Origin of the sequence: Arthrobacter sp. YAF17, from assembly GCF_052113365.1 — a bacterium.
Classification (GTDB): Bacteria; Actinomycetota; Actinomycetes; order Actinomycetales; family Micrococcaceae; genus Arthrobacter.
The window spans coordinates 48544-74651 of sequence record NZ_JBFRDB010000017.1; the positions used below are offsets into that span (position 1 = coordinate 48544).

Here is a 26108-nt window from a genome sequence, read left to right on the forward strand (position 1 = left end):
CATTCAGGCGTTCTGGCACAGCCCTACGCTACCTCGGCGGGGTGACAACGGCTGATCGGGCGGTATGCGCGTCCGGCCGCCGGCCGAGAGCCTTGGCGACCGTTTTCCCCGCAACGCAGGCCACGTGCGAGACTCATACTCATGCCCCTGCCCCTGCCCGCCTTGAATCCCTTGGGTGCCCGGATTCTTGCGTGGCTTTCGGCGGCCGCTCTGCTGTGGCTGGTGTTCGCCATTCAACTTTTCGTCAACGTGGATCCCTTGAGCGTGCACCGGACCGATGCGGTCGTTATGCTCGGCGGTGCAGCGGCTGAACGCCTGCCGGTCGCGCAGCAGATGCAGCGGGACTACGGCATCCCCGTTCTGGTCCTGTCCCATACGGACACCCGCGGAAACGTCGCGGCCGACGACGCTTGCAACGCGGCAGACTTTCCCAACCCTCGCCTGCTCTGCTTCCGCCCCGACGAGTACGACACCCGCGGCGAGGCGCGCGCCATCGGCAAAATTGCCGAGGCCAACGGCTGGAAGTCAATCACTGTGGTGACCTCCAGCTATCACCTCTCCAGGGCGCAACGGCTGATGGAGCAGTGCACGACGGCGGACGTTCAGATGGTGAACTCCCACCCCCAACTGAGTATGGGGCAGTGGCTGCGGCGGTTTGTTATCGAGACCGGGGGCCTGCTGGACGTGTCCCTGCGGCCGGAGTGCGCTGTTCCGCAGGCCGGCACCTAAGCAGGTTACGAAAGAGCCTGATTGCCGGGAGTGGCGGGCGTTTCGCCCAAGAGTTCGGAGATGAGGTCCATGTACTTCTCTGCCAACTGCGCATAGTCGGCGTGCTCCTTGACCCATTGGCGGCTGGCATCGGAACGGACCAGCCTCGAGCGGTCGGCGGCCAGTTCCCGCCACAGCGCGGCCACGGCCTCCGGGCTGCTGGGCACAATATCGCCGGCCTCCGCATCTTCGATAATGCGCGCGGCCTCACCCTTGACGACGGCTGTTACGTGGCGGCCGACGGCCAGGACCTCATAGGTCTTGGAGGGAATGGTGGTCTCGAACGACTTCCAGTCATCCCGCAGGGAGACTATGCAGGTGTCCGCAGAGGCATAGCGGTCCATCACGTCCTGGCCGTGCAACGAAGGATGGAACGTTACGGGAGCTCCAAGGTCTGCTGCCAGTTTTTCCAGCGCCGGGCTCTGCGTGCCGTGGCCCACGAGGTGCAGGTGCATGGCATCGCCCACCAGCGCACTGGCCCGGATGACGACGTCGAGCCGCTGGCTTTTGCCGTGGTTTCCGAGGTAAAGCGCCTCGAACACATCCCGCTCCGGCTCGGGGGATCCCAGGAACGGAATGGTGTCAACGTGGAGGCCGTTGCTCACTGTTTTGACGTTCTTCAGCCCACGGGACCGCAGGGTCTCGGCGAACCCCTCGGTCACCGTGACCACCAGGTCCGCGCGCTTCTGGATGAAGTCCACCGCCATTTCGACGACGCTCTTCACGCGTCCGCGCACCATCCGGGAATCCCGGGCAAGGTCCGGCCAGGCATCGCGCATTTCCACGATCAGGGGAACTCCCCGCAGGCGGGCCAACAAATAGCCGGCGGCGAGGATCGGCAGGCTGGGGGCCGTGGCGATCACCACGTCCGGCCGGCGCGTCAGGAGTCCCAGCGGCACCGACATTGCTGCAGAGAAGCAATGGTCCAGCAGCCTGGCCAGGTGCGAGTTGCCGTGAGGCAGGTACGGTACGCGCCGGATCAGTTCGGTGAACTGGCCTTTTTGCCGCCGGAAGGCCCGTCCTGCGAGCCCGGGGGCAAACTCACGACGGCCCGCCGGGAAGTGGGCCACCGGAGTGACCACATCGAATTCCCAGCCGTAGGCGCAGAATTCCTTCAGCAATGCCGTCCACCGGCGCTGGGGCGGGCTGTTCTCGGGCCAGTAGGAGTGTGTGAGGAGGGTGACCCGTGTCGCCCGGGGGCGCGCCCCATGTGATGTTTTCAACAGCTCCCCCAAAGCAAATGCAGTTCGGTGCGTAATGGTGTTCGTCATCGAACCTTGAGTGGGCACCGCTAAGACCTAGCACCGCCAGCGTGTAATCATACCTGTTCTGCCAGGCGCAGCCGCCGCGCCGCACTGAGTGCCCCGCCGGGCCGCGTGATGTCCGCCCTAACGCTTCCCGGTGAGTCCGGCTTCCTGTACGTAGGAACCGAGGGAATCACCGGCCAGTGCCTTGCTGATGCCGTCTATCGCCGCCTCGTCGCGAAGGACAATCGACTGGCCGTCGTTCGAGGTACCAATCCCCAAGGTCGGCAGCGTGAAGCTGACCACATCTGAGCCCCGGACGTCGCGAAGCCCGATTGCCAGGCCACCGGCGGCCGCGGCGTCAAACGATTTGTCGGCACTGATGTACGGCGAGACGGTATCCACCAGGCTGCTGATTTTTCCGGGGTTGGTCAGCGTCTCGGCTGTGAGGAACTTGGTCATGAGCGCTTTCAGGAAGAGCTGCTGGTTCTTGACGCGCTGATAGTCGCCGTCGCTGAACGCCTTTCGTTCACGGACGAAGGCAAGTGCCTCTTCGCCGGTCAGCTGCTGCTGGCCCGCGGCGAATGCGAACTGTTCGGTGTTGAAGGCTTGGGGAACGTTGACATTGACCCCGCCCAGGGCGTCGGTCATGGCCTTGAAGCCTTCAAAGTCGATCACGGCCACGTGGTCCAGCCTGGTGCCGAACATCCCCTCCAGGGTCTGCACCACCAACGGAATGCCGCCCAAAGCCATCGCCGCATTCATCTTGGCCTCCCCGTGACCGGGAATCTCCACCCACGTGTCGCGCATGATCGACATCATGTAAATGTTCTTGTGGTCCGAGGGAATGTGGACCCACATCATCGTGTCCGAGCGCTGGTCCGACGAGCCGCCGGCTTCGGCTGAACCCAAGGTTGCGGCGCGGCTGTCGCTGCCCAAGAGCAGGAAGTTGGTGGCGCCCTCCTGCACTTTCGCGGGACGGGCGGCATCATCGGGGAACGCCTGTTCGATCTTTTGGGACTTGGAGTTGAAGCTGCTGGCAAGGCTGAAGGCATACACCCCGGCGCCGACTGCTACGACCAGAAAGAACGCCACGACGCCGAGGAACACGTTCCGCCCGGTTCGTTTCTTCTTCGCCCGGGGCCGCTGGGGCTCCTCGGAAAGAGCCTGATTTTCGGCGACAAAGACCATGAGTTTCTTCCCAACGTTCCTACAGCAGACAAAAATGCTCGGCCCAGTATGTCACGGCTACCTCGGAGGACCGGGTGCGAGGCGGACTCTGACAGCGGAATCGGCTTCAAGGAGTGCCGGGCTTCTGCGGCCCGGATGCGCGGATCAGCGGGCCGGAATGTAAGAATTGAAGGCATCGAGGTTGAAACCGTCAGAGTGCTGGCGATCTATTGAGGCGAGGAGGACCGGCTGTTGGATAATCCTGCCGACGACGCTCCCCCGCTGGTTGCCGCCCCGCGCCACCTGAGGCGCCGCGCCTTCCACGAGGAAATTTCGGATGCGCTCCTGGTTCCGGGCGTGGAGCCGCTGCCCCTGGCACTCACCGCAGCTGAAGGTGCCAGGCGAGAAGGTCAGACTTCCGCCGTCAGGAGGACGCCGTACCAGCGCAAGAAGCTGATCGCGCTCATTGGGGTGATTGTTGTCTCCTTATGCATCCCCGCTCTGGTCCTTGCCTTGATTCTCGCGGGCTGAAGACCCGACCAACTCTTCCTAAGATGTCCTCGGCGGACGCTGAAGCGGCCACCGATTCAGCGATTCGCTTTGGGGTCCCGTAGCATCAAGGCCGTCGTCATCTACCATCTTTGGGGGAATTTTCCATGCCCAGCATCATGCCGATCTTCGGTACCAGACCCGAAGCTATCAAGATGGCTCCAATCGTTGCTGCGTTACATGAATCTGAGCTTTTTGACTGCGTCGTCACCGTCACGGGTCAGCATAGGGAAATGTTGGACCAGGTCAACGAGCTCTTCGGAATTGTGCCGGACCACGACCTGGATATCCTGCAGCAGCGTCAGTCGCTGTCCGCAATCATGACGCGCACTATCGACGGGCTGGACAAGCTCTTTGCCCAGAAAAAGCCTGATGCCGTGATCGTTCAAGGCGACACCACGACGTCCACCGCCGGCGCCATCGCTGCGTTCTATCACGGAATTCCCGTTGTACACGTCGAGGCCGGTCTTCGTAGCGGGGATCTGTTCTCCCCCTTCCCTGAAGAAGCCAACCGCAAGATAACGAGCCAAATTGCGAGCCTCCACCTTGCCCCCACCAGCGTCAGCAGGGACAATCTTCTCGCCGAGGGGATAAAGCCTGAGGACATCGTGGTCACCGGCAACACGGTCATCGATGCCCTGCTGACCACGGTCGGCAAGAAGATTCCCTTTACCGACCCGCAGTTGGAAAACCTCGCAGCGGGTGGCCGGAAGATCCTCTTGGTGACGACCCACCGGCGTGAGAACCAAGGGGACGCCATGCGCGGAGTAGGCCGGGCCTTGGCGCGAATCGCCGACGCCGAGCCGGACCTCGTGATTGTCCTACCGGTGCACAAGAATCCGGCCGTGCGCGAGGCTGTACTCCCCGCCCTCGAGGGGAAGCTGAACGTGCTAGTCACCGAACCCTTGGCCTATGGCGAATTCACCCGACTGCTGTCCCACGCGCACGTCGTCCTGACCGACTCAGGTGGAGTCCAGGAGGAGGCCCCCAGCCTTGGGAAGCCGGTCCTCGTGATGCGGGACAACACAGAGCGGCCAGAGGCCGTTGATGCCGGGACGGTAACCCTCATCGGAACCGACGAGGAACGGATCTTCAAAGAAGTGGACCGTCTGCTGCACGACCAGGACCACTTCGATTCGATGGCCCAGGCCGTGAATCCTTACGGTGACGGCCGTGCGGCTCACCGCACTGTGGCAGCGATTACGCAGTTGCTTGGACTCGGCCTGAGGGTCGCAGACTTTACTGTCTAGCGCGACTTAGCGCCGGACGGAACCTTTTGTCTATACAGCTTTCAGCCTTTGGAGAGAACCGCATGCTTCGGACCATCCTCGATAAGCCCCGCACCGAACTTCAACGCACGTGGCACAATTCCCCGGCAGGGATGCCCACGACCGATTTTCGACTTGATCCGAGGCTGCCGTCCACTTCAACTCTGGGACTACTCAAACGTTCTCGGTGGCTGATCGCTGAGGTCGTTGGCAACTCCGACCTGACCATTAGGGTTGACGTCGGCTACGAACTTGAGCACGTTTCAGCTAAGGCAGGCGTCGTATGGGTCAAGTTTCTCGATCGAAATGGCAGGGAACTCACTAGCGAAGCGAAGCTCGCCTCCGGCAAGAACGGGCATTACATTTACCTCGTTCCGGGCCCGGAGGGAGTCCCCGCTTTTGTCCTCCGAACGCCGACGGGGTGCGCGTCAGTGGCTCTCGGATTTGCAGCGTGGAAGGCAGCGCCGGGCACTATCAGCATTCGAAATAGCATCACGATTGAGCAGACGGTCTGTAGACCTTTGCCTCGCAAATCCGACGGCCTAGCGCAGCCGCTTACGGGCCAGGTGGTCATTTCGCCCGAAGAGGATTGGGACTGGTCACTGCTTCTTGAGAAGTCACCTGTGTGGTGCGCGTTCTCAGTGCAGGACTCGAAGGACTTGGAAGCGGCACTCCAGGTACTGGATTCTTCGGCCTTTGGCTCCAGCAAGGCCGGCATTGTCATGGTGAAGTTTCTGGACAAGTCCGGAACGGACGTATCGTCCAGGGTAGAAATCCCGACCGGTCCGCACGGCGACTATTTCTATATCAACCCGGGCAGCGACGGCCAGTTCAGATTCCGACTCCACGCTCCTGAAAGTTGTGTCACCGTGCAGTTGGGCGTCGCAGCCTGGAATGCCAGCGCACAACGACTGCGAATCCGGAACGGATTATCCTTTGTCGAGCTTCCCGCATCGGCGGCCGACGGGCTCCCGCCCGCGCTCGGACCTATTCAATCCGAACAAGAGGGCCTGCTCTTCGACCCACAATCGGCCCGAGCATCGCTATTCACCCCTACCAAGAAACCTGCCTGGATCCGCGTAGCGACCAAGGGCCAGCAGAGCTTCCAGCTAACGTTGGAGGTTCCCAGGGCTACCTCAATGGACACGGCCAAAAGCGGCCTTCTGAGAGTCGAATATGTCACAGCGAATGGCAAGACCAAACCTGTGGCAGGTCTCAAGCTCTCGAAGGAGTACGGGGCCTACGCGTACCTGGATGCGCGGTCGGTAGGTGCTCAGACGTTCAAGGTCGCAGTACCGCCGTCTGCAGTAGAACTCCGGGTGGCGGTCCAGTCGTGGGAGGACCCATTGGGTCAACTACGCGTCACAAACGAGCTACGTCTCGACGCTGCCGTAGTCGAGAATGGCAAAAAGCCCAATGTCCCGGCGAAAGCTCACTCTGTCAGAAGCACACCAAGGTCTCCCAGGGAAATTAAAGTTGCTGTAATCTGCGACGAGTTCACTTTCAATAGCTTTAAGTATGAGTTCACTCCTATAGTTCTTGACCCAGCCACTTGGCGTGAACAACTAGAAGGAGACCGCCCTGATTTCTTTCTGTGCGAGTCAGCGTGGTCCGGAGTGGATTCCCAGACACGTCCGTGGAAGGGAAAAATTTATGCGAGCAGCAACTTTGAATCAGAAAATCGTCGCGAACTCCTCGCCATATTGCAGTGGTGCCGGACTGAAAACATCCCGACGGCCTTCTGGAATAAAGAGGATCCGACACATTACCCCGACAGGGTGCATGACTTTGTAGACACAGCGCTAAAATTCGATCACGTTTTCACCACCGACAGAGACTGCATAGAGAAATACCGGAGAGACTACGGGCATCCCAGCGTCCACTGCCTTCCCTTCGCGACCCAGCCGAAGCTGTTCAACCCCATTGGAGGATCATCACGAACTGCAGAGGTGATCTTCGCCGGGAGTTGGTACGCAAATCACGAGGATCGCTCGACGGAAATGCTGACGATATTCCGCCAGATCCAGGACGCGGGGATGGGCTTTAAAATCTATGATCGCTTCTACGGCTCCGCCGATGAACTACATTCCTTCCCCCCAGAACTGCGTTCCCACACACTCCCGGCAGTTTCGCATGCCGAGCTGGCCGCGGTATACAAATCCAGCCTCCTGGGCCTTAACATCAACACGGTCACCGGCTCTCCCACCATGTTTGCTCGGCGGGCATTCGAACTTATGTCGAGCAATACGTTGGTTCTCAGCAATGATTTTGCGGCAGCGGACGAATTTTTCGGGGATACTCTAGTAAAGGTCGGACAAAACTTCGGCGGCTTGCAAGGACTGACCCGTGTAGAAATTAATGAGAAACGCGACAGCGCGCTTCACAATGTGCTGGAGCATCACACATATGGTGCACGCTTCTTGCAAATCCTGGATGTCATAGGATTGGAGTATCGCCGCCCGGACGACCGTCTAACGATTGTTTACCCGATCTCTAATTCCGACGACGCCCTTGCTGCCCTTTCGTCATTTAGCAGATTCACCTCGGTGGCCCAAGGAGTTCTTTTGCTTATTTCTGCCGAGGTCCCCAACGAAGAAGTAAGACAACTTTACTCCCAGTTCAACAAGTACGGTGCGACGGTCACCTCAGTTGCCCTGGCCCGGACGCAGAAAGTTTGTCCCGAGTCGCTGGTGCCGACGGCGCACTTCGCGCTTCTTTCTCCCTACTCGGAAATCACACCCGAGCAGATCAGACGTGCCAAACTTCACGTCGGATACGTGGAGACACCAATCGCGCTAGGTTCCGACCTGAAGTATGAGTTCTCGTCCGTCCTCACTATCTCTGACTTGATCGCGCCGCGGAACTACATGGAGACGGTCTTGGAGCACCACGGAGCGTCAATAAGCGGCGATTTCTATCATGTCTGATTTGGATTCAGGAAATCTCGTCTTGACAGCTGGAATTTCAAACAATGAGGTCGATATAGTGAAAGTCAGCATTATAGTTCCTTGCTATAACGTCGAAACAAAGATCGGCAGATGTTTTTCTTCTCTCGAGAAACTCGGACAGGTATTTGACCTGTCTGACTACGAGGTAATCTTTGTCGACGATTGCTCGATGGATGGTACTACTGGCAGGATCCGCGAAGAACTAGGGCAGAATCCGAATTGGAGCCTCCTTGAGTTGGAAGCCAACAGCGGATCCCCATCACGGCCGAGAAACATAGGCGTGGCCGCTGCCGGCGGCGAATTCGTCTTCTTTCTGGACCCGGACGATGAAGTACAGGCTGCTGCACTGTTTGCGCAGTACACCCTTGCTACGAATGAATCGGCCGACGTCGTGCGAACGTCTCTGGAGCTGGCAGAACTCGGTAAGCAGAACATTGTCGTGGACCGAATCGCCGACTACGAGGTCAATGGATCGCAAGTGGCCCAGATCTCCCAGATCGTGAGGAGCCAGAGCACCACCAACTCTTCGCTGGTACGAAGATCACTCCTGACCGAACACTCAATCCAGTGGCCCGAAGACCTTCATATGGGCGAAGATACGGTCTTCTTACTGACTGTTCTTACTCATGCCCGGAAAGTGGCTTACCTCGATGAGCCTGGCATTGTCTATCACAAGACAGTTGGCGTGGTCAGGTCGGCCACGCAACAATACACTTCACGCGATCTGGCCTCGCATCTGGACGTTTGGGAACGCTCCGAGCAAATTCTAGACTCTGTCGGGCTGAGCTACTTAAAATTGCGCGGCGCCGTGGCCATTCGCCACGCAATAGACCAGCTATACAGGTTCAATGTCCAAGAACTGCCTGACTCCATTCTCCTCGATTTCTCAGCCTTCGTACGGCGGCATGCTACCGCTGTCCGAAGCCTCAAAGTTCGTCCACGAGCCCGCGAGACACTTGAGGCTCTCGAACAGGGAGACCTCGACAAAATTCGCGAAAATCTGCGACTCCGATTGCTCATTGCCGGCAACGACCTGAAATTCATTAGCGCTGCCATCCCCGCGCTTGAACAATTCTTCGAGATCCGCATCGATGAGTGGCCCGGTCATGACCACCACGACGAGGCCAAGAGCAAAGACCTCCTAGGATGGGCCGATGTCATCCTGTGCGAATGGCTTCTTGGCAACGCCGTCTGGTATGCCGCGCATAAGAAACCACACCAGAAGCTCATTGTGCGGTTGCACCTCTTTGAGTTGACCCGCGATTTTGGTCTCAGGATCAATCAGTCTGCTGTTGATTGCTTCTTTTCGGTAAGTGCGCACACCGCTGAGGACATGATTCGAACTTTCGATGTGGACCGCACCAAGGTACGCGTCATCCCCAATTTCATAGTAGAAGAAAACTATGCTGCCGGTGCCGGTGAAGAACGACTCTTTCGACTGGGTCTAGTGGGCCCAGTTCCCAAGCGCAAGGGATTACTGAAGTCACTCCAATTGCTCCATAGCCTACGTCTTCAGGACCTCCGGTACTCGCTCACAATCTACGGTAAGCGTCCGGAGGAGCTGCCCTGGGTAATCAAGGACGATGACGAGCGACGCTACTACGAAGAGTGCGACAGGTTCATCGTCGACAACCATTTGGCCGATGCTGTCTCCTACGCCGGGTGGGTTGACACCACCGTCGAACTAGCGAACCTCGGTTTTGTTCTTTCAATGAGCGATTTTGAGAGTTTCCACGTGGCTCCAGCCGAAGCCTTTGCGGCTGGGAATCAAGCACTGTTCCTGCCCTGGCGCGGTGTTGAGTTCCTCTATCCTCAGAAATACATCCACTCTGATATCTACAGCATGAGAGATTACATTCTGGCTAATCGCGACGAAATCGCATTCAGCGCCAGCGGCGCTCACGGCCAGGAATACGTTCGACGGAACTATTCCTTGGGTGCATTCACGAAAAATATGACCGATCTGATCGGTTCGATCTAGGGAATCCGAAGAAGCGGACCTGAGCAGCGGGTGCCTGGGTTCGGGCGATCGTTGAAAAAAAGTAAGAGATCTGGGAATTGCAACGACCGTGTCGTCTTTGGCGAAGAAGTGTCCGACAGGAGCAACTACCTGCCCTAGCAGAAAGGTAGTTCTTGGAAGTTCTCCACCCCCTTGCCTCCTCCAGGACGGTCTCGGTGCCCCGATGCGCGCCGTGACCCCGTTCCGCGGCGCCGGTGGTCGAAGGCGAACTCCTCCGGCAACTTGACGGACGGAACTACCCCGAATTTCGTTCATTCTCGGGGTTTAGCGTCGCTAACCGGCTTTGAGGCCGCTATAGATCTTCTCAAACTCGACCGGCCCTAGCCGTCCGACGAGCCGCTGACGGAGTTCCGATGCTATGTTTTCTCGGTCCACGTCACAATGGCCACGCGCAGTTCCGCCCTGGCGGACCATCTGGCCACGTTGTACTACAGGAGCGAGAAGAACGGTTCCATGGCGGCATTGTCGACACATGCGCCGCCCCGGCTCATCGATCCCGCGAGCCCGTTGCCTTTCAAGGCCCCCACTAAGGCATTCCGAACGGAACTGGGAACCGAGGTCACTGTGCACCACCGTTCCTTCCAGACTGCGAAGCCATATCGCGTCATGGAGGGTCGAGACGGCCAAGGGCCCCGATGTCCGGGAATGGCTGGGGTGGCCCTCGATCCGGTTGGAGTAGACGACTTTGATGGCGCACAGGTAGAGGTTGCCCTCGTCGTCAGTCCAGTGCCGTCGCGGTGAAGTCCCTCCTGTCATGGTCAACGTGTTCCGGCGAGCCGGCCTTGAGCGTCGGACCCCGCCTCTTGGCGAAATCCGACCAGACCCGCTGGGTGCTGCACAGCCGCGCCACGAGGTTCCTTGGCGCTGAAACCCTTGGTCTGCAGGCTCGTTCGTGATGAACCAACCCAAACGCCGGGTCGTCTCGATGGACTCCACGACCGCGTTGTCGGCTGAGCTTCGGACCGGTCACGCTCCATAACTGGCGCGGCCAGATATGCACGGTAGCTCCGGGGTTATCCCGAAGTCCATGGCGATCCGTGAAATCGTCGCTTCGTGTTGCGTGCCAAAGCGACCACGTCACGGCGGAACTCAGCGGGGAGGGGCTTCGGCATATGAATATGCCTTGCTGCAAAGAACGAATCCTCACAACTCAGGAGTCAAGCAAAACCGGGGCAGTCCCGGCTCGTCGAGCAGCGACCACATCCCGACTGAAGGATCAAAGGTCTTGCGTGTCGGCTGCCTTCTGGTATAAGTCAATCCATCATCGAAGACTTGCTCGCCTTCCTATGCGCCGGCGGCAGCGTCTCATGCGGGAACCACAAATCGCCCTGCCGCGCCTGGCCTGGTTGATGGACCAGCTGGTATACCGGGTCCTCTGATAAATACTCAAGGGTGCCCCGGACCTTTTTCGTGGAGCAACAACTTGTAGCTCGTCAACATTGGTCAGCTCAGTAGGGGCCGCCTCACGCCTCTAAAAGCCGCTCTGCCATCGCCGGGCAAAGATTCTCTCGTAAATGTGTGCGGATTTTAGTTCCTCTCGAGAGTCAGTTTCAGTTCTCGAAGGAAATGAGCATTAAAAGCTGGCACATAGTGGTACGGCTGCCGTCCCCAACGATGTTCTGGATCGGCTAGGAGCAATCGCTCCGGATAATCGATGAAGCGAACTCCTGGCACCGCTTCGAAAACGGCATAAAGCTCGCGAAGGAAGGCATTGTTCTTTGCAATCCACGCAGCCTGGGCAAATTCCAGCCCCGCATTATCCTTTGTCGCCCAGTATGCCCGGTTCACAATAATGCGTGAAGGGGCGACAACCTCTAGGAGTGCAGCAATACCGGCCTTACGCAAACGCCAGCCGTCATCTGTCCACGGTTCACGCTTCCGATCAGGATCAGCTACGAATCCCGTGGCCTCCAATTCCGGCGAGTCGGTCACCACAGAGCCGCCAACTTCAACCGTACTCATCCGCTCGTCAATGAAATCCAGAACAAGCGCGTCGAAGTCTGCTTCCCGGAGGTCCTCCGCCAGGGTTTTCGCGACATCCGCAGCGACCATCCTTCGCTGAAAAGGACTCGTGACTGAGGCGATGTTGATCTGGGCCTCCCAGTCCGCGGGGCGGGCCGCGAACGCGCTTCCCAACGATGACCGCGATCTGTAGTCAACGAGTTGCATCTCCGTTTCCAGTTCGAACGGGTCTCGCGAGATGCAGCTTCCATACACGAACACCCGCGCTCCCGTGGCTGACTTTGAGCTCGTTCCGGAGGCGCCGAACACGTCCAAACGTAGGCTATCAATGCTCAGCGCAGGATTGTTCCAACGTCTCAGTAGAATAGAAACACAACGTACGCCGGGGGGTAGGTTGATGGACACGGAGTAATCCAGGGTTCCCGCGCGGGTGTTCAAGTATCGAAAATGACCTATTCCTGGAACGCTTGAAAATGTCAGTCCTTGCGCCCTTAGTTCCTGCGCCATGGTGTCGCCTGTAATCGGTGTACCCGCGAGGTCCACTAGTTCAAGCCCTAGAAGTGCGTTGCCAGGGACAGTGCCCACAGCGCTGTCGAGCGCCAGTTCAACCTGGAGGAGTCCGGCCACAGAACCAGTGGCTACTCTGAAACCCTTCTCGTCCAGCGCGGTTTTCGATGGTGCGCTTCCAAGGAGGCACATGCCTGGGCTGGGAGAGACATTGAACTTCCCAGCAAGGACGGGAAAGGCCGTCTCCACGGCCTCCAAGGAATCCACACGCGGGAATCGTGCCATGTCCTGCAAAGTACGGGCTACAACGGCATCACGATCTGATTCTTCACCTGCAAGGGTCGTATCTTGGCCCACATGCCGCAGCCATAGGTAGCTAATACGACGCGAGTCCAATATCACGGGATTGAAACGGTCAGAACGGTTGTGGGAGGCTTCCACCGGACGCTGCAGTGCCCCGTTTCCGTCATACCGGCAGATATTCAAGAGTCCAATAGCCAAGAGAGGGTGGTGAGCTGACCGCGGGTTGTATATGTCACCGTCTTCAAAGAGGGCTGTCACCCCAGTCCCAAAACTAACCTGCATCCCGACGTTCGCGTCAGAGATGTAACCATCCATCTGTCGAAAAAAGTCGACAGACAACAAATCGTCGTCATCCAATCGAAACCAGCCGAACGGCTTTGCCGCGAGATCCGGATGACCACCCGGCCCGAACATTTCATTGGCAACATGGAATAGCGGGCGACTTCCACCCTTCGAAGAGTGACAATCGAGAATCAGAAATTCGTAGTCCCTGGCTGCCTGCTCCAGCTTACTTTGATATGCCAGCGGTAAATCCGCAGAGTATGACACGACGTGCTTATAGTCATACCCCTCCGACGCCTGCTTCAATTGCGGTAAAGAAGCCTCGAGAAAGATCTGGCACCGGACATCTAATCTTTCTGATGAATAGAGATGCTCGCGGTAGTCTTCCGCCGTCTTAAATCTGCTGCCGTTCGAGGCCAGCCAGGCGGGTGAGTCCGGATTCAAGAGGCTGAACCGTGTGTGTCCAATAAATCCCATGCTAAAAGTCCCTAAGAGTTTTCGTCACCACGGAGCAGGCAAGTGGTGTAGTTGCCTCGGCGGAGTGCCTCGGCGCTGATCAGACAGAGATAATTCCACGCGTATCAATGACTTGTTTGCCGTATAATTCGGCCATGTCGATCGTTTTGAAGTCATCATGATCCACCAGAACCAGAACTATTCCCGAAGTTCTCACCGCCTCAGAAAGACCCATCAGTCTTACGTTCTCCACGAACTGGAGTTGCTGTGGAAGCTCTCGAACATGAGGTTCAACGACGTTCAGTCTAGTCCCGGCCGCGGCCGAAGAAATCAATCTCGTGATTTCGATCGCGGGCGACTCCCGCAGATCATCGATGTTCGCTTTGAAGGCAAGGCCTAATACAGCCACCTCGGTGTCGGCCGGTGCCGCCTTCAGTGCGTCCAACACCTTGTCGACGACCCACAAGGGCTTTGCGTCGTTCACCATGCGGGCTGTCCTGATCAGCTTGGCATCCTCGGGCGCTTCGGCAACGATGAACCATGGATCGACCGCGATGCAATGCCCGCCGACTCCAGGACCAGGCTGAAGGATGTTGACGCGAGGGTGGTGGTTGGCCAGACTAATCAGTTCCCAAACGTCGATGCCCAGACCATCACTGATGACAGAGAGCTCATTGGCAAAGGCGATATTCACGTCGCGGTACGAGTTCTCAACAAGCTTCGCCATCTCGGCCGTTACGTCGTCGGTCAGGTGGATGTTACCTTGGCAAAAGGTCGCGTAGAGGCCCTTTGCAAGCTCCGCCGCCTCAGGTGTTACGCCGCCAACAATTCTGTCGTTGGTGACCAGCTCGATCATTACTCGCCCCGGTAAGACACGCTCGGGGCAGTGTGCTAGCAGAATACTTGGCTTCCCATCCGCGCCATCGAGTGAGAGGTCCGGACGGAGACCAAGGATATATTCGCCGAGGTGCCGTGTCGCTCGGGGCGGAGACGTCGACTCAAGAATGATTAGCTCCCCACCTTCGAGTTGGGGTGCTATACCCCGCGCAGCTGCTTCGATGTAGCTCAGATCGGCCGATCGATCCTGCTTGAAGGGGGTCGGTACTGCCACAATGAAGGCATCAGCCTTGGGCGTCGTGATGGTGGCGCGCAACTTGCCTTGGCTGACTGCACCGGCCACGTGGATGCCGAGATCCGGCTCTACAAATGGAACTTCACCGCGATTAACAGAGTCGACAGTCTGTTGGTTGACGTCCACTCCGATAACTTGCAGGCCGTTTGTGGCCAGGATTGCTGCTGTGGGTAGGCCAATATAGCCCAAACCCACTACGGCCACAGTCTTGATGTTATTCACTAAAGTCCCCTAGACGATGATGTTTTCAGTTGGATTGCCAAAAAACTTAATTGGTCCGGATGCAAGAAGTTCTTCGTCGGCTACGTCCCAGGTATGACCCGCGCCCCGTCGCATCTGGCAGTAATTGAAACGATCTGTCGAATAGATCGCGCCTCCACTTTGGGCTACAGATTCCAAAAACCGAGTATCTTCTCCTCGGTTCCTTGCCTCAAATGGATGAGCCTCGAACACAGAACGCGCTGCCGTAATGGTGGGACCGGCAACCAGGCGACTGTGGCGATGTTCCTTGTGCGCGGAGCGTAGGATTGTTGCCTCATTAGCTTGAAAATGCATGTAATGAGCCTGCTTGCCAACCACTGCAGCCTTCGAATAACCAAGCGCGTTGAGCATATCGACCATGTAATCCGGACCGTAGAAGTCGTCGTCGTCGACCTTCGACAATATCGCCCCTGTTGATGCTGCCACGCAGAGGTTGAGGCACTCGCCAAGCGTCACATCCCGTGTGGCCGAGAGGTATCTGTACTTTTCCACGCCGTAGCGCAGGGCGAGTTCAGTTAGCTCGTCCTCATCGACGACGAATCCGTGCGTCAGCAAGACCAGTTCAAGGTCCACCCCTCGTTGGGAACCAGCCGTCTCAAAGACATGCCCCAACTGTTGTGGTCTAAAGGTGCTGACTAGCGCGCTGACTGTGGGAATGGAGGGCCGATTCACTCGGCCCGGAAGGACTGACCCAACAACTTCTTCGGCTCTGTGGGCATACATGTGCTCAGCCCAAATTCTGCGCTGGGCCAGGTGCACGACCCTTTCCCTGTAGTCAGGGTTTGCTACCAAGGCTCGAATTTGGGCAGCTGATTCAACTCGTGACGTCGCAACAAGAACTTCAGTCGGCGGGAAAAAACTCGCAATGGCGTCGGACGCCGAGCTCACAACAGGGGTGCCGCTCGCGGTAATTTCAAAAATCCTTCGTGCGCACATGCTGGGTGAATCGACAACCGAATTGACGTTGAGAAAAACCTTGTATGCACGGTATGCGGTAAGCATCTGTGGGTAGCTCAAGCTCCCGACGACACTTTTGCTGAAGGGCTCCGGGAACTGGTAGTTGAGGTCGCCGCCCAACTGCCTCGAAAAGATCTCAAGTTCGAATCCTTCTTTGTCAGCAGCATCGGCGGCGCCGTTGAGGAGCATTTCCAACTGTTCCCTACGCTCCGGATACTTGTGGGAAAAGTACATGCCCGCGAAGGCTACGCCGCGGGAGTGGACGCCATGTCCGAATCGAATCGGGTTGTGCAGTGCGGGCTGCGCGGCGAAAGGCAAGACAGCAACTCGGTCATGGCCCAACTCTGCCAGGTAATCAGGAATCCTATTCGCGTCACTCGTAAAGACTGCGTCGAACATCCGGGCGGCCGGCAAGAAATCGTCGTAATGGGGCGGATCTTCCTTGTTCCAGAAGACTGTCGGAATGTCGTTCTCCCTGCACCATTCCATCAGCGCGAGAAAGTCGGACTTGGGGCCAGACGTCCCGGTCAACTGATGCTGCCATTCGCCTCCGTTGCCGTTCCAGGCAGACTCGATGAAAACGAAGTCGACTGGTGACGACGCGAGTTGTTCCCTCCACCCGGCCCTTAGCAACGGCACCGTGTTCCATTCGAAGCCAAACGCGGCCCGGGAAAAATCGTCCAATATGACGCCGACTCGTAAGTCCTCACGGCGGGGGATCGTGGTAGGCGACTCGAAGGGAACGAAGCTGAGCCGCCGCCGGTTGCCCCGACCTCTCCATCCGCCCTCAGCACCCTTGATATTTGCTGGAATATGATGACCTGCCTCGGCCAAGTGCCGGAGATACCACTGGTGCAACTGCCTGAGGCCACCCTGGCGAAAGTGCCACAAGGCTGATCTGGCCTGGCTCAGCGAAATCACGAAGCCGTCCCTACTCGCCGGCCTTGCACTCGAGGGCGAATTTCAGTGATCGTGAGATTTGAGCGCGCCTCATCCTTGATTTTTGCAGCCGATGTGTTGTTGCCCTTCGCCAGGTGATCCGTGAAGTCTTTGTATGCCCCGGTCGTTTCCTTTGGCTTCCCGTCCATGATCAGATCGCCCTGATCAAGCCAAAGGACCCTAGTGCACATGTCGTCAATGGTGGAAAGGCTGTGGCTCACCAGAAATACGCAACCGGCGTTTCGTCGAAGCTCGTCCATTCGTTTTCGACTCCTGTCCACGAACTGCGCGTCCCCGGTATTCAGAGCCTCATCCACGAGCAATACCTCGGGATCAACGGCGGCCGCGATCGCGAATCTGAGTCGGGAGCCCATGCCGGAGGAGTACGATTTCATGGGCAAATGTATGGATTTCTCCAATCCCGAAAGTTCGACAATACTGTCAAACTTCTCATCAATAACGGATCGTTCCATTCCCATAGCCAAACATCCAAGAATTACATTCTGATCCCCAGACAAATCAGGCACCAGGGCAGCATTAACGCCCAGCATTATCGGCGTACTCGATGCATAAACCGACCCGGCGGTTGCCCGTTCTTGGCCGCTAATCAATCTCATCATCGTGCTCTTGCCGGAACCATTTCGGCCAATAATGCCAACAGATTCTCCTCGCTCGACGACGAGGGATATTTCATTGAGAGCATCGACGCGCACGTTGCTCTGGCGAGACACAATCGTGTTAAGAATCCTCCGTCGCAGCGGTACGTCAACTGACATCCCGGCTGCAGACGAGGGAACCGTATAAGTCATCCGAACGGAGTCGAGGACCACGCAAGGGTTCCCTTCGACAAAAACTGTGTCCTCAGTCGCGGCCATAGTTTTCTTCCCCCTTCCAGAAGAATACTAGTCCGACCATTAGCGAACCCAAGGCAAAGACAGCAAGGCTTGCCCAGGACTGCCACTCAGGAAGCCTGTTGTACAAAACGCAGTCCCTGACGATATTGATAACATTGTAGAGCGGGTTCAGTTTTACGAGTTCGACCAATACCGGATCCTTGATGAAACGGTCGTAAGAGTAGAAGATTGCTGACCCATACATCCAAAGACGAATAGCGAACGGCAAGAGATGCGACACATCGTGCACTCGAGAAATGACTCGTGCAAGAATTAGTCCAATTCCAAGGTTGAAGATCGAAGTCAGAATTAGCGCAGGAATGATTAGTAACCACAGGGGACCAATAAGCTCCACGGGGGGCAATACCACGACGATGAGAAGCATGGCCAGAATGAGCGGCACCCCAGACAGTTCTTCTCGGAGATTCGCTCCGATCGGAAGAGCGGCGCGTGGAAAATTAAACGCCTGGATCACTGTTTTGTTGCTTCGGATGGATCGAGCGACTGATGTTATTGCGCCAGCGGAGAACTGAAAAACAAAAATTCCCGTGACAAGGTAGCCAATGTAGTTGTCAATGCCACCACTGGTCTGCAGTAGGATTCCAAAAATGAAGTAGTAGGTCAGTCCGTTGAATACGGGATTGAGCAGCAGCCAAGCGCTTCCCAACCGATCCCGCCGGGTGCCACTGCGTACCCTGGCTCGTGCATCATAAAAGATGAATTGCCGAAAACTCCAGAGCTGCACCAAGTAGTCGAGGAAGGTTGGCCTTGACCCCACTCGGGTCAACCTTCGCAGGTCAACTGACAGTGGCTTCACCGCCGCGGGAGCGGGCATCGATGCCGTTTCTGCAGACACTACTTAGTTCTCCTTCTTGTCTCGTGGCGCAGTAAAGCGTAGCTAGCCGCGAGGGCCTGTGCGTTCGCCGCCCACGTTCTGCTGGCCAGAACCGCGGCGCGGCCTGCCCGGCCCATTTCGGCCCGGCCGCTCGCATCGGAAAGCAGCGCAGAGATTCCCTTGGCCAGTTCAGCGGGCGATCCTGCGGGGACAACCAGCCCGTTGACGCCGTCGAGGACGATCTCCCGGAGCGCCGGCAAATCGCTGGAGATTACAGGCCGGGCGCACGCCAACGCCTCCACCGGTTTAAGCGGCGTCACCGAACGTGTGACCTCAAAGTCCTTGCGCGGAACAACAAAGATGTCCAGCGCCTGATGGTAGCGGACTGCTTCGTTCCTCGACACGCGCCCTGTGAATATGACGCGGTCCCCACAACCGCACTGCTTGGCCTGCTCCCTCAACGCCGGGAGGGAGACGCCGTCGCCCACGATCAGCAACCGCAGGTCCGGGTGGAGACCGGCCAACTGCGCGAATGCGGCTATGAGGTCATCAATGCCCTCATAGGCTACCAAGCTACTGACGGTTCCGATGTATTGCCCGTCCTCGTCGAGACCAAGCTCACGGCGGGCCATGGAAGGTTCTAACGGCTCTAGCAAGAAAGGCCCACCGACGGCGTTTGGCGCAATCAGAATCTTCTCGGCAGGGATTCCGGCGGCAACTATGGTGGCCTTCATGGCCTGCCCCAGCGTCACCACCAGGTCCGCCGCTGCCATGATCTCCGCCTCGCGCTGCTGGAACAGCTGATACTTTTCGCTGCTACGGGCTACCGGTCCTCGGGTGGACGCCCAGGTATCGGCCAGTTGGCCCCGGACCTCGTAGACCCAAGGGATGTCCAGTGCCTCCGCCACCGCCCGGACCACCATGCCGTTCACGAAGTGTGTGGTGGTATGGAGCACACTTGGCCTGAACTCCAGAGCTACGCGCAGCAATTCCTCGGCCTGCTGCTGAAGACGCGCATCTTGGGTCGCCTCCAGCCGAGCGGGGAGGAGCCGCCGGTAGCGGATCCCGTCAACAACGTCGCTGGAGTGTGCGCTCAGTTTTCCTACTTGCACGGGATAGCCAAGCCGTGTCACTGCGAGGACGTCCCAGCCCTCCTGCTGCTGGGCGAGCATGATGGAGTGGGACCGCTGGGCGTAGCCACTGGCCGTGTGAGGCAGGGAATTTGTCAGCAGATGGAGGACCCTGCCGGGAACCGGGATGTATTCGCGTCGGACCAGCGCTGGCGCCGCCCCCTGGAGTACACCCAGTTCACCTGCCAGGCGTGCCTGCTGGCGCCGTCCGGAGGCACCGGAACCCTCGAGGACAGACACGGCATCGCTCACGGCCCCGGCATGCCAGAGGCTGCGCGCTTGTGCAGACTTGAGCCCCCGGGAATTCCGCGCACCGGCCAGGAGAACGTCCGACACCTCCGGCAGGTTGGCGGCGGTCGCGATGTCAGCGAGCTTCCTGGCGTGTTCCCCCGAAACGCGCCGGTCTGCGGCCTGCTGGAGACGGCGGCTGACGTCGGCGTCGTCGCCCCGTGTAAGCGATGCGAGTACCACGGGAACGGCTAGCGAGTCCTTCGGTGCGATTGCGCACACGAGGCTTGCCACCGGGTGGACGACTGACACGGGAAGACGCCGGGTCACCTGAAGGAACAGCAACATCGGATCGTCTGTGAGGTGCTGCAATGCGGTGTGGGCGGCGAGCCGCACGTTCGACATGAACTGCATCATCGAGTGGCTCCAGAACTCAGACGGTCAGGACCCAACCGGCTGGCCCGTGCCGCGCATCTGGATACTCCATGCACCGCGATCAGTTACTTCCCCGCCTTGGCGGCCACGCCGTGGCTTCTTCCGCCAAGAAACCGGAAGTACGCAAGGCCAAGTCCCAGCAAGATGAGTACTGTGACGATCTGAATCGACAGCGGACTTCCGGTCGCGGTAGCCACTGCCGCCTGGATTTCAGCCGTGACGATCGTAGGAGGCCCGGCCGGGGCGGCCACGGCGGCAGGTGCCGTGGTAGCGGTGGTTTCCGGCGTCGGGGATGGTGACGCCTCGGCTGTGGCACTAGCCTCTTGGGAGGGCACCACTGCCGGTGGAACGAACACGGGAGCAATCTTGGCTGGCGGTACAACCAAGGCGGGTGCCTCGGCCGGAGTGGGCGCGGGCGCCGGGACGGCCCCCGGGTCGTTCCCAGTGCCGGCCCCGGGAGCAATTCCAGGATCAGTGCCCACGCCAGGATCAGTCGCGGGATCAGTGGCCGCCCCAGGATCAGTGCCCACCCCGGGATCAATGCTGTCACTAGGAGCGGGACTTGCCGAAGAACTCGGAGCCGGAGGCGTGGGAGTAATAACAACCGTCAAGGGGTCCGGAAGAACAGCGTCGTCAGCGTAAGCCGTGGGCGCAGCTGCACCCAGGCTGAGGGCCAGCAGAAGTGCCCCCAAGCCAACGCGCGCCGTTCTTGTTTTCTGGCTGCGCGACTTCATCGACAGGCCCTCCCCCACGTGCGAGATTGAATAAAAAATGTGCGCGGTTCTGGCCATAACTAACGTCATTGTCGGCAGCGCCCCAGAGTGCACGGACCGACCCAGTCTACTCGACGGTACATCGCGGGGTGGCCACATCAGCATCTGCCGGGGTGGCGTCCGTGGCGGCAGCGGCTGTCCGGCAGCGATAGGCTTGAACAATGCTGCCCTTCCGCTTCCAAGCTTCCGCACGTCCGTTCCGTATTCTGGCCACGGCGGCAGCTGCCGGGATCGTGCTGAGCGCCTGCGCTCCGGTTGTCGACGTCGCGCCGGCAAAGGACGCTGCGAACGCGGCCTGTGCCCCGATGATGGTGGCGCTCCCGGATGCGATCGGCGAGGCCAAGCTGCGCAAGACGAACAGCCAGGCCACCGCTGCCTGGGGTGATCCGTCCCTCGTGGTACTGCGCTGCGGCGTGAATGTTCCGGGCCCGACCACGGACCGTTGCATGAGCGTGAACGGCGTCGACTGGGTCATCAAGGAAGGCGACCCGGTGTGGACGCTGACCACCTTCGGACGCGAACCGGCCACCGAGATCCTGCTGGATCCGGACAAGATCAGTGCCGCCACCGTGACGGCAGACCTGGCCGCCGCCGCCGCGAAGGTCCCGGCTTCACGCAACTGCGTGGGCCAGGCGGACCTGCAGAACCTGCCGACGAGCCGGTAGCGCCCTACCGCAGGCCGGTCTTGCGGTGCAGCGCCAGGTGGATCAGTTCGTCGATCAGCTCGGCGTAGCCCAGGCCGGAGGCCTTCCACATCTGCGGGTACATGCTTTTCGGCGTAAACCCGGGCATGGTGTTGATCTCGTTGATGATGAGTTCGCCCTCAGGCGTGTAGAAGAAGTCCACCCGGCTCAGTCCCTCGGCCCCGACGGCGTCGAACGCCACGGCGGCCAGCTCGCGGACCCGGGCGGTGGCCTCGTCCGGGAGATCGGCCGGGCAGCTGAGGTCCGCGGCGTCGTCCACGTATTTGGCGTTGAAGTCGTAGAACTCGTGCCCGCCGCCGGCGACGGAAATCTCGCCCGGCATGGACGTCCGGGGAGCGTCGGTCCCCCGGCCTTCCAGCACGGCGCACTCAATTTCGCGGCCCACGATGCCCGCCTCGATGACAAGCTTCGGATCATGCTCGCGGGCGGCCTCGATCGCGGCGTCCAAGCCCTCGAGGGAGTCCACCTTGGAGATGCCCATGGAGGAGCCTGCCCGTGCGGGCTTCACGAAGACCGGGAAGCCGAGCTGGTCCACGCGCTTGCGGACACTCTCAGGGTCATTGCGCCACTGCCGGTCCGTGACGGCGATGTACGGGCCAACCCGGAGCCCGGCGGATTCAAACACCACTTTCATGAAGTGCTTGTCCATGCCGACGGCGGACGCCAGCACACCGGCGCCCACGTAGCGGGTGTCGGACAGTTCCAGGAAGCCCTGGATAGTCCCGTCCTCGCCGAACGGGCCGTGCAGCAGCGGAAACACGACGTCGACGGCGCCGAGTTCCTGCGGGACCTCGTTCGGGGAGGCCACGATCAGCTGGTGTTCGCCGCCGATTTCGGTCAGCGCCACGGTCCGTGCCGAGGACACTACCTCGGGCAGGGACGACGCCGAGAGCGACCAGTCGCGGGTGTCGCCGGACGCCAGCACCCACTGGCCGGTCTTGGCGATCCCGATCGGGATGACCTCATACTTCGTCTGGTCGATGGCGCTGAGGACCCCGGCCGCCGTCACGCAGCTGACGGCGTGTTCGCTGGAACGGCCGCCAAACAGCACCGCCACGCGGGGCCGGGCGGTTTGGCCTTCAGTGTTCACGTTTTCTTCAGACACGCTCAGTAATCGCCTTCAGGTTTCAGGTCCCGGGACAGCAGCAGCGGCCCCAGTTCGTCGACGGACAGCTTTCCGGCCAGCACGGCAACCACGGCCGCGGTGATGGGCATTTCGACGCCAAGCTTGCCGGCCAGCTCATGGACCGCCTGGGCGGACTTGATCCCCTCGGCCGTCTGCGTCATTTCCGCCGTGACTTCGTCCAGGGTCAGCCCCTTGCCGAGCAGCCGTCCGGCGGTGTGGTTCCGGGACAGCGGCGAGGAACAGGTCGCCACGAGGTCGCCAAGGCCGGCCAGCCCGGCCATCGTCTGCACTTCGCCGCCCAGGGCGAGCGAGAGCCGCGAGGTCTCGGCGAGGCCCCGCGTGATGACTGAGGCCTTGGTGTTGTCGCCCATCCGCTTGCCCTCGCAGATGCCTACGGCCAGCGCGATGATGTTCTTGACGATCCCGCCGATCTCGACGCCGACGACGTCGCCCGTTGTGTACGGGCGGAAGTACGGGGCCGTGCAGCTGCGCGCGATCCAGCCGGCCGCGGCCGGGTCGGAGCAGGCCACGACGGACGCGGTGGGCTCCTCGCGGGCGATTTCCATGGCCAGGTTGGGTCCGGAGACCACAGCGATCCGGCTGGCGGGAATACCGAGCTCCTCGGAGATGACCTCGCTCATCCGGGCATCGGAGTGCAGCTCGAGCCCCTTCATCAGGGAAACCACCAGGGACCCGGGCTCCACGAGGTGCTTCCATTCGCGCAGCTGAGGCCTCAGGGTCTGGGCCGGAACGGCCAGGACCACCAGGTGGGCGCCCGCGAGGACTTCGGCGACGTCGGTGGACGCGGTGATGCTGGGCGGAAGGGCAATGTCCTTGAGGTACTGCTCGTTCCGGTGCTTCAGGTTGATCTGGTCGACCACTTCGCCCCGCCGGCCCCAGAGCCGGATATCGCGCTCGACGCCGAAGGCCGTGGCCGCGTCAGCGAGGATCTTCGCGAACGTGGTCCCCCACGATCCCGCCCCGAGGACGGCAACCGTGGTGGCGGAGCCCGTCCCGCCGAAGTCCGCCGTCATTGGGCGCCGTCCGTGCCGGTGGCTGTGCCGGCGTCGGGAGTGTTCCCCACGCGGCCGCCGGTTGAACCCCCGGCCTTGCCGTCCTGGCTAATGAAGCGGCCGTGCACGGACTGGTTGTGGGCCGAGGGGTCCCAGCGGACCAGCGGAGGCTGACCGCCGCGGAGGGTGGCCAGGAGCTCGGTGATGGCCTCCATAATCACGTTGGTGGCCTCGGTGAGAGTGGCCTTGTCCAGTGGACGTCCGGCGAACGCGCTGAGGTCCACTGGATCGCCCACCACCAGGCGCGAGGTCTTCCGGGGAAAGACGTACATCCGTTTGGCATAGCGGGGCAGCACTTCGTGGGCACCCCAGTGGGCAATCGGCACCACGGGGATTCCGCTCTCAAGCGCCATCCGCGCGGCACCGGTGTGGCCCTTCATCGGCCACAGCTCGGGGTCCCGCGTCAGCGTGCCCTCGGGGTAGATGATGATGGCTCCGCCTTCGTCCACCACTTCCTTGGCGATCTGCAGCGAGCGGTTGGCGCCCGACGTCGAGCGTTCCACGGGGATCTGTTTGGTGGCGCGCAGCACGAACCCCAGCACGGGCACCTTGAACAGCCCGGCCTTCGCCAGGAAATGCGGCATCCGCTTCTGGTTGTAGAGCATGTGCCCCACCACCAGGGGGTCGATTTCGGTGCAGTGGTTGGGTGCTGCGATGAAGCCACCGGCGGGAAGCTTCTCCAGGCCGAGCCATTTCTTCCGCATCAGGAGGTTCATGACCGGCCGGACAATCCCGGCAACAACGACAAAAGTGATGTGGCTCTTGGCCGTTTCCTTCACGTGGTCCCCGCTACTCGGCTGCGGTGATGTCGAAATCGGCGCCCAGGCCCGCGAGCTTCTCGGTGAAGCGCTCGTAGCCGCGGTTGATGATGTCGATTCCGGTGACCCTCGAGGTGCCGTTGGCGGCCAGCGCGGCGATCAGGTGGCTGAACCCGCCGCGCAGGTCCGGTACGTCAATATCCGTGCCGGTCAGCTGGGCGGGACCGGAAATCACGGCTGAATGCAGGAAGTTGCGCTGGCCGAAACGGCACGGCACGCTGCCCAGGCATTCGCGGTGGACCTGGATGTTGGCGCCCATCCGGATGAGGGCGTCGGTGAAGCCGAAGCGGTTCTCGTACACGGTTTCGTGGACGATCGACACACCCTCAGCCTGCGTCAGCGCAACGATGAGGGGCTGCTGCCAGTCGGTCATGAAGCCGGGGTGCACGTCCGTCTCGAGGACCAGAGGGTTGAGCTTGCCGCCCTTGTGATAGAAGCGGATGCCGTCGTCGCCGATGTCCATCCCGCCGCCGACTTTCCGGTAGGTGTTGAGGAAGGTCATCATGTCGCGCTGCGTGGCGCCCTCGACGAAGATGTCGCCGCGCGTGACCAGTGCTGCGGAGGCCCAGGAAGCGGACTCGTTGCGGTCCGAGAGGGCGCGGTGGTTGTAGCCGCCGAGGTCTGGGACGCCCTCGATCCGAATGGTGCGGTCCGTCTGGACGCTGATGATCGCGCCCATCTTCTGCAGCACCGCGATGAGGTCGACGATTTCCGGCTCGGTGGCCGCGCCGGAGAGCTCGGTGATGCCCTCGGCCCGCGTGGCGCTGAGCAGGACCTGCTCGGTGGCGCCGACAGAGGGGTACGGCAGGGAGATCTTGGCGCCCTTGAGGCCGCCGGGCGCGGAGATGTGGATGCCTCCGGGGCGCTTCTCGACGACAGCGCCGAACTGCCGCAGCACGTTCAGGTGGTAGTCGATGGGACGGTCGCCGATCTTGCAGCCGCCCAGGTCGGGGATGAAGGCCTCGCCGATCGCGTGGATCAAGGGTCCGCACAGCAGGATCGGGATGCGGGAATCGCCGGCGTGCGCGTCGATGGCCGTGTGGGACGCCGTCTTCGCGTTGGTCGGATCGAGGGTCAGGTCCCCCGTGACGGGGTCCTTCTCGACGGTGACACCGTGGAGCTGGAGCAGGCTGGTGACAACCTCGACGTCCTTGATTTCAGGGACGTTGCGCAGCACGGACGGCTCGTTGCCCAGCAGGGCAGCCACCATGGCCTTGGGGACCAGATTCTTGGCCCCGCGCACGGTGACGCGGCCTGTCAGCGGGACGCCTCCGCGGATTGTCAAAACACTACTCATATACCGGTTTCCTCACGACTACTCGCCCCC

The 26108-nt window shown here is 60.2% G+C and carries 18 protein-coding genes; 6 read left to right on the top strand and 12 right to left on the bottom strand.

The annotated features are described in order from the left end of the window. Window positions 1-141: 141 nt before the first annotated feature. Window positions 142-729, top strand: coding sequence for a YdcF family protein (locus AB4Y67_RS14745; protein ID WP_441406516.1), 588 nt, complete (start codon window positions 142-144; stop codon window positions 727-729). Between the two features lie 5 nt (window positions 730-734). Here AB4Y67_RS14745 and AB4Y67_RS14750 read toward each other — a convergent pair whose 3' ends face one another. Continuing rightward, on the bottom strand, window positions 735-1991 hold the full coding sequence (locus AB4Y67_RS14750; protein WP_441406517.1) for a glycosyltransferase family 4 protein: 1257 nt from the start codon (window positions 1989-1991) through the stop codon (window positions 735-737). Between the two features lie 165 nt (window positions 1992-2156). After that, window positions 2157-3203, bottom strand: coding sequence for an LCP family protein (locus AB4Y67_RS14755; RefSeq protein WP_441406518.1), 1047 nt, complete (start codon window positions 3201-3203; stop codon window positions 2157-2159). Between the two features lie 231 nt (window positions 3204-3434). Here AB4Y67_RS14755 and AB4Y67_RS14760 point away from each other — a divergent pair, with 231 nt between their 5' ends. The 4 genes from AB4Y67_RS14760 (at window position 3435) to AB4Y67_RS14775 (ending at window position 9928) form a co-directional block, all read left to right on the top strand. After that, a complete protein-coding gene (locus AB4Y67_RS14760) occupies window positions 3435-3713 on the top strand; it encodes a hypothetical protein (RefSeq protein WP_441406519.1) in 279 nt (92 codons plus the stop codon). Between the two features lie 125 nt (window positions 3714-3838). Next, window positions 3839-4981: a non-hydrolyzing UDP-N-acetylglucosamine 2-epimerase gene (gene wecB / locus AB4Y67_RS14765; protein WP_441406520.1), complete on the top strand. Its 1143-nt coding sequence runs from the start codon at window positions 3839-3841 to the stop codon at window positions 4979-4981. 62 nt (window positions 4982-5043) lie between these two features. Then, entirely contained in the window at window positions 5044-7926 is a 2883-nt protein-coding gene (locus AB4Y67_RS14770) for a CgeB family protein (protein ID WP_441406521.1), read from the top strand. Further along, window positions 7919-9928, top strand: a complete 2010-nt coding sequence (locus tag AB4Y67_RS14775; RefSeq protein ID WP_441406522.1) for a glycosyltransferase — start codon at window positions 7919-7921, stop codon at window positions 9926-9928. Before AB4Y67_RS14770 ends, AB4Y67_RS14775 begins: the two co-directional genes overlap by 8 nt. A 1566-nt stretch (window positions 9929-11494) precedes the next feature. On the opposite strand, the gene AB4Y67_RS14780 is transcribed toward AB4Y67_RS14775, so the two are convergent. From AB4Y67_RS14780 to AB4Y67_RS14805, 6 genes are all read right to left on the bottom strand, one after another. Continuing rightward, complete coding sequence (locus AB4Y67_RS14780) at window positions 11495-13498, bottom strand: DUF6270 domain-containing protein (RefSeq protein ID WP_441406523.1); 2004 nt, start codon at window positions 13496-13498, stop codon at window positions 11495-11497. 79 nt (window positions 13499-13577) lie between these two features. Then, complete coding sequence (gene wecC / locus AB4Y67_RS14785) at window positions 13578-14831, bottom strand: UDP-N-acetyl-D-mannosamine dehydrogenase (protein ID WP_441406524.1); 1254 nt, start codon at window positions 14829-14831, stop codon at window positions 13578-13580. A gap of 9 nt (window positions 14832-14840) precedes the next feature. Then, window positions 14841-16748, bottom strand: a complete 1908-nt coding sequence (locus AB4Y67_RS14790) for a glycosyltransferase family protein (RefSeq protein ID WP_441406525.1) — start codon at window positions 16746-16748, stop codon at window positions 14841-14843. Then, window positions 16745-17641 (bottom strand): ABC transporter ATP-binding protein, encoded by an 897-nt coding sequence (locus AB4Y67_RS14795; protein WP_441406526.1) that lies wholly within the window; start codon window positions 17639-17641, stop codon window positions 16745-16747. The genes AB4Y67_RS14790 and AB4Y67_RS14795 overlap by 4 nt, the downstream gene beginning before the upstream one ends. After that, window positions 17628-18515, bottom strand: coding sequence for an ABC transporter permease (locus AB4Y67_RS14800; protein ID WP_441406527.1), 888 nt, complete (start codon window positions 18513-18515; stop codon window positions 17628-17630). The genes AB4Y67_RS14795 and AB4Y67_RS14800 overlap by 14 nt, the downstream gene beginning before the upstream one ends. Continuing rightward, window positions 18515-20269, bottom strand: coding sequence for a glycosyltransferase family 4 protein (locus tag AB4Y67_RS14805; RefSeq protein WP_441406528.1), 1755 nt, complete (start codon window positions 20267-20269; stop codon window positions 18515-18517). Before AB4Y67_RS14805 ends, AB4Y67_RS14800 begins: the two co-directional genes overlap by 1 nt. 952 nt (window positions 20270-21221) lie before the next feature. Between AB4Y67_RS14805 and AB4Y67_RS14810 the strand changes: the two genes are divergently transcribed. Continuing rightward, a complete protein-coding gene (locus AB4Y67_RS14810) occupies window positions 21222-21725 on the top strand; it encodes a DUF3515 family protein (protein WP_441406529.1) in 504 nt (167 codons plus the stop codon). A gap of 4 nt (window positions 21726-21729) precedes the next feature. On the opposite strand, the gene AB4Y67_RS14815 is transcribed toward AB4Y67_RS14810, so the two are convergent. The 4 genes from AB4Y67_RS14815 to murA are packed head-to-tail and all read right to left on the bottom strand — an operon-like array spanning window position 21730 to window position 26078. Continuing rightward, window positions 21730-22869 carry a D-alanine--D-alanine ligase family protein gene (locus tag AB4Y67_RS14815; RefSeq protein WP_441406530.1) on the bottom strand — a complete coding sequence of 380 codons (1140 nt, stop codon included), beginning with the start codon at window positions 22867-22869 and terminating at the stop codon, window positions 21730-21732. A 2-nt stretch (window positions 22870-22871) separates the two neighbouring features. Beyond that, window positions 22872-23924: an NAD(P)H-dependent glycerol-3-phosphate dehydrogenase gene (locus AB4Y67_RS14820; protein WP_441406531.1), complete on the bottom strand. Its 1053-nt coding sequence runs from the start codon at window positions 23922-23924 to the stop codon at window positions 22872-22874. Continuing rightward, window positions 23921-24742, bottom strand: coding sequence for a lysophospholipid acyltransferase family protein (locus AB4Y67_RS14825; protein ID WP_441406532.1), 822 nt, complete (start codon window positions 24740-24742; stop codon window positions 23921-23923). Before AB4Y67_RS14825 ends, AB4Y67_RS14820 begins: the two co-directional genes overlap by 4 nt. Before the next feature lie 10 nt (window positions 24743-24752). Then, window positions 24753-26078: a UDP-N-acetylglucosamine 1-carboxyvinyltransferase gene (gene murA, locus AB4Y67_RS14830; RefSeq protein WP_441406533.1), complete on the bottom strand. Its 1326-nt coding sequence runs from the start codon at window positions 26076-26078 to the stop codon at window positions 24753-24755. Between the last annotated feature and the right edge of the window lie 30 nt (window positions 26079-26108).

Coding starts and splice junctions, on each gene's coding strand:
- AB4Y67_RS14745 (WP_441406516.1), top strand. CDS start 142: ATGCCCCTGCCCCTGCCCGCCTTGAATCCCTTGGGTGCCCGGATTCTT.
- AB4Y67_RS14755 (WP_441406518.1), bottom strand. CDS start 3,203: ATGGTCTTTGTCGCCGAAAATCAGGCTCTTTCCGAGGAGCCCCAGCGG.
- wecB (WP_441406520.1), top strand. CDS start 3,839: ATGCCCAGCATCATGCCGATCTTCGGTACCAGACCCGAAGCTATCAAG.
- AB4Y67_RS14770 (WP_441406521.1), top strand. CDS start 5,044: ATGCTTCGGACCATCCTCGATAAGCCCCGCACCGAACTTCAACGCACG.
- AB4Y67_RS14775 (WP_441406522.1), top strand. CDS start 7,919: ATGTCTGATTTGGATTCAGGAAATCTCGTCTTGACAGCTGGAATTTCA.
- AB4Y67_RS14780 (WP_441406523.1), bottom strand. CDS start 13,498: ATGGGATTTATTGGACACACACGGTTCAGCCTCTTGAATCCGGACTCA.
- AB4Y67_RS14795 (WP_441406526.1), bottom strand. CDS start 17,641: ATGGCCGCGACTGAGGACACAGTTTTTGTCGAAGGGAACCCTTGCGTG.
- AB4Y67_RS14805 (WP_441406528.1), bottom strand. CDS start 20,269: ATGATGCAGTTCATGTCGAACGTGCGGCTCGCCGCCCACACCGCATTG.
- AB4Y67_RS14810 (WP_441406529.1), top strand. CDS start 21,222: ATGCTGCCCTTCCGCTTCCAAGCTTCCGCACGTCCGTTCCGTATTCTG.
- AB4Y67_RS14820 (WP_441406531.1), bottom strand. CDS start 23,924: ATGACGGCGGACTTCGGCGGGACGGGCTCCGCCACCACGGTTGCCGTC.
- murA (WP_441406533.1), bottom strand. CDS start 26,078: ATGAGTAGTGTTTTGACAATCCGCGGAGGCGTCCCGCTGACAGGCCGC.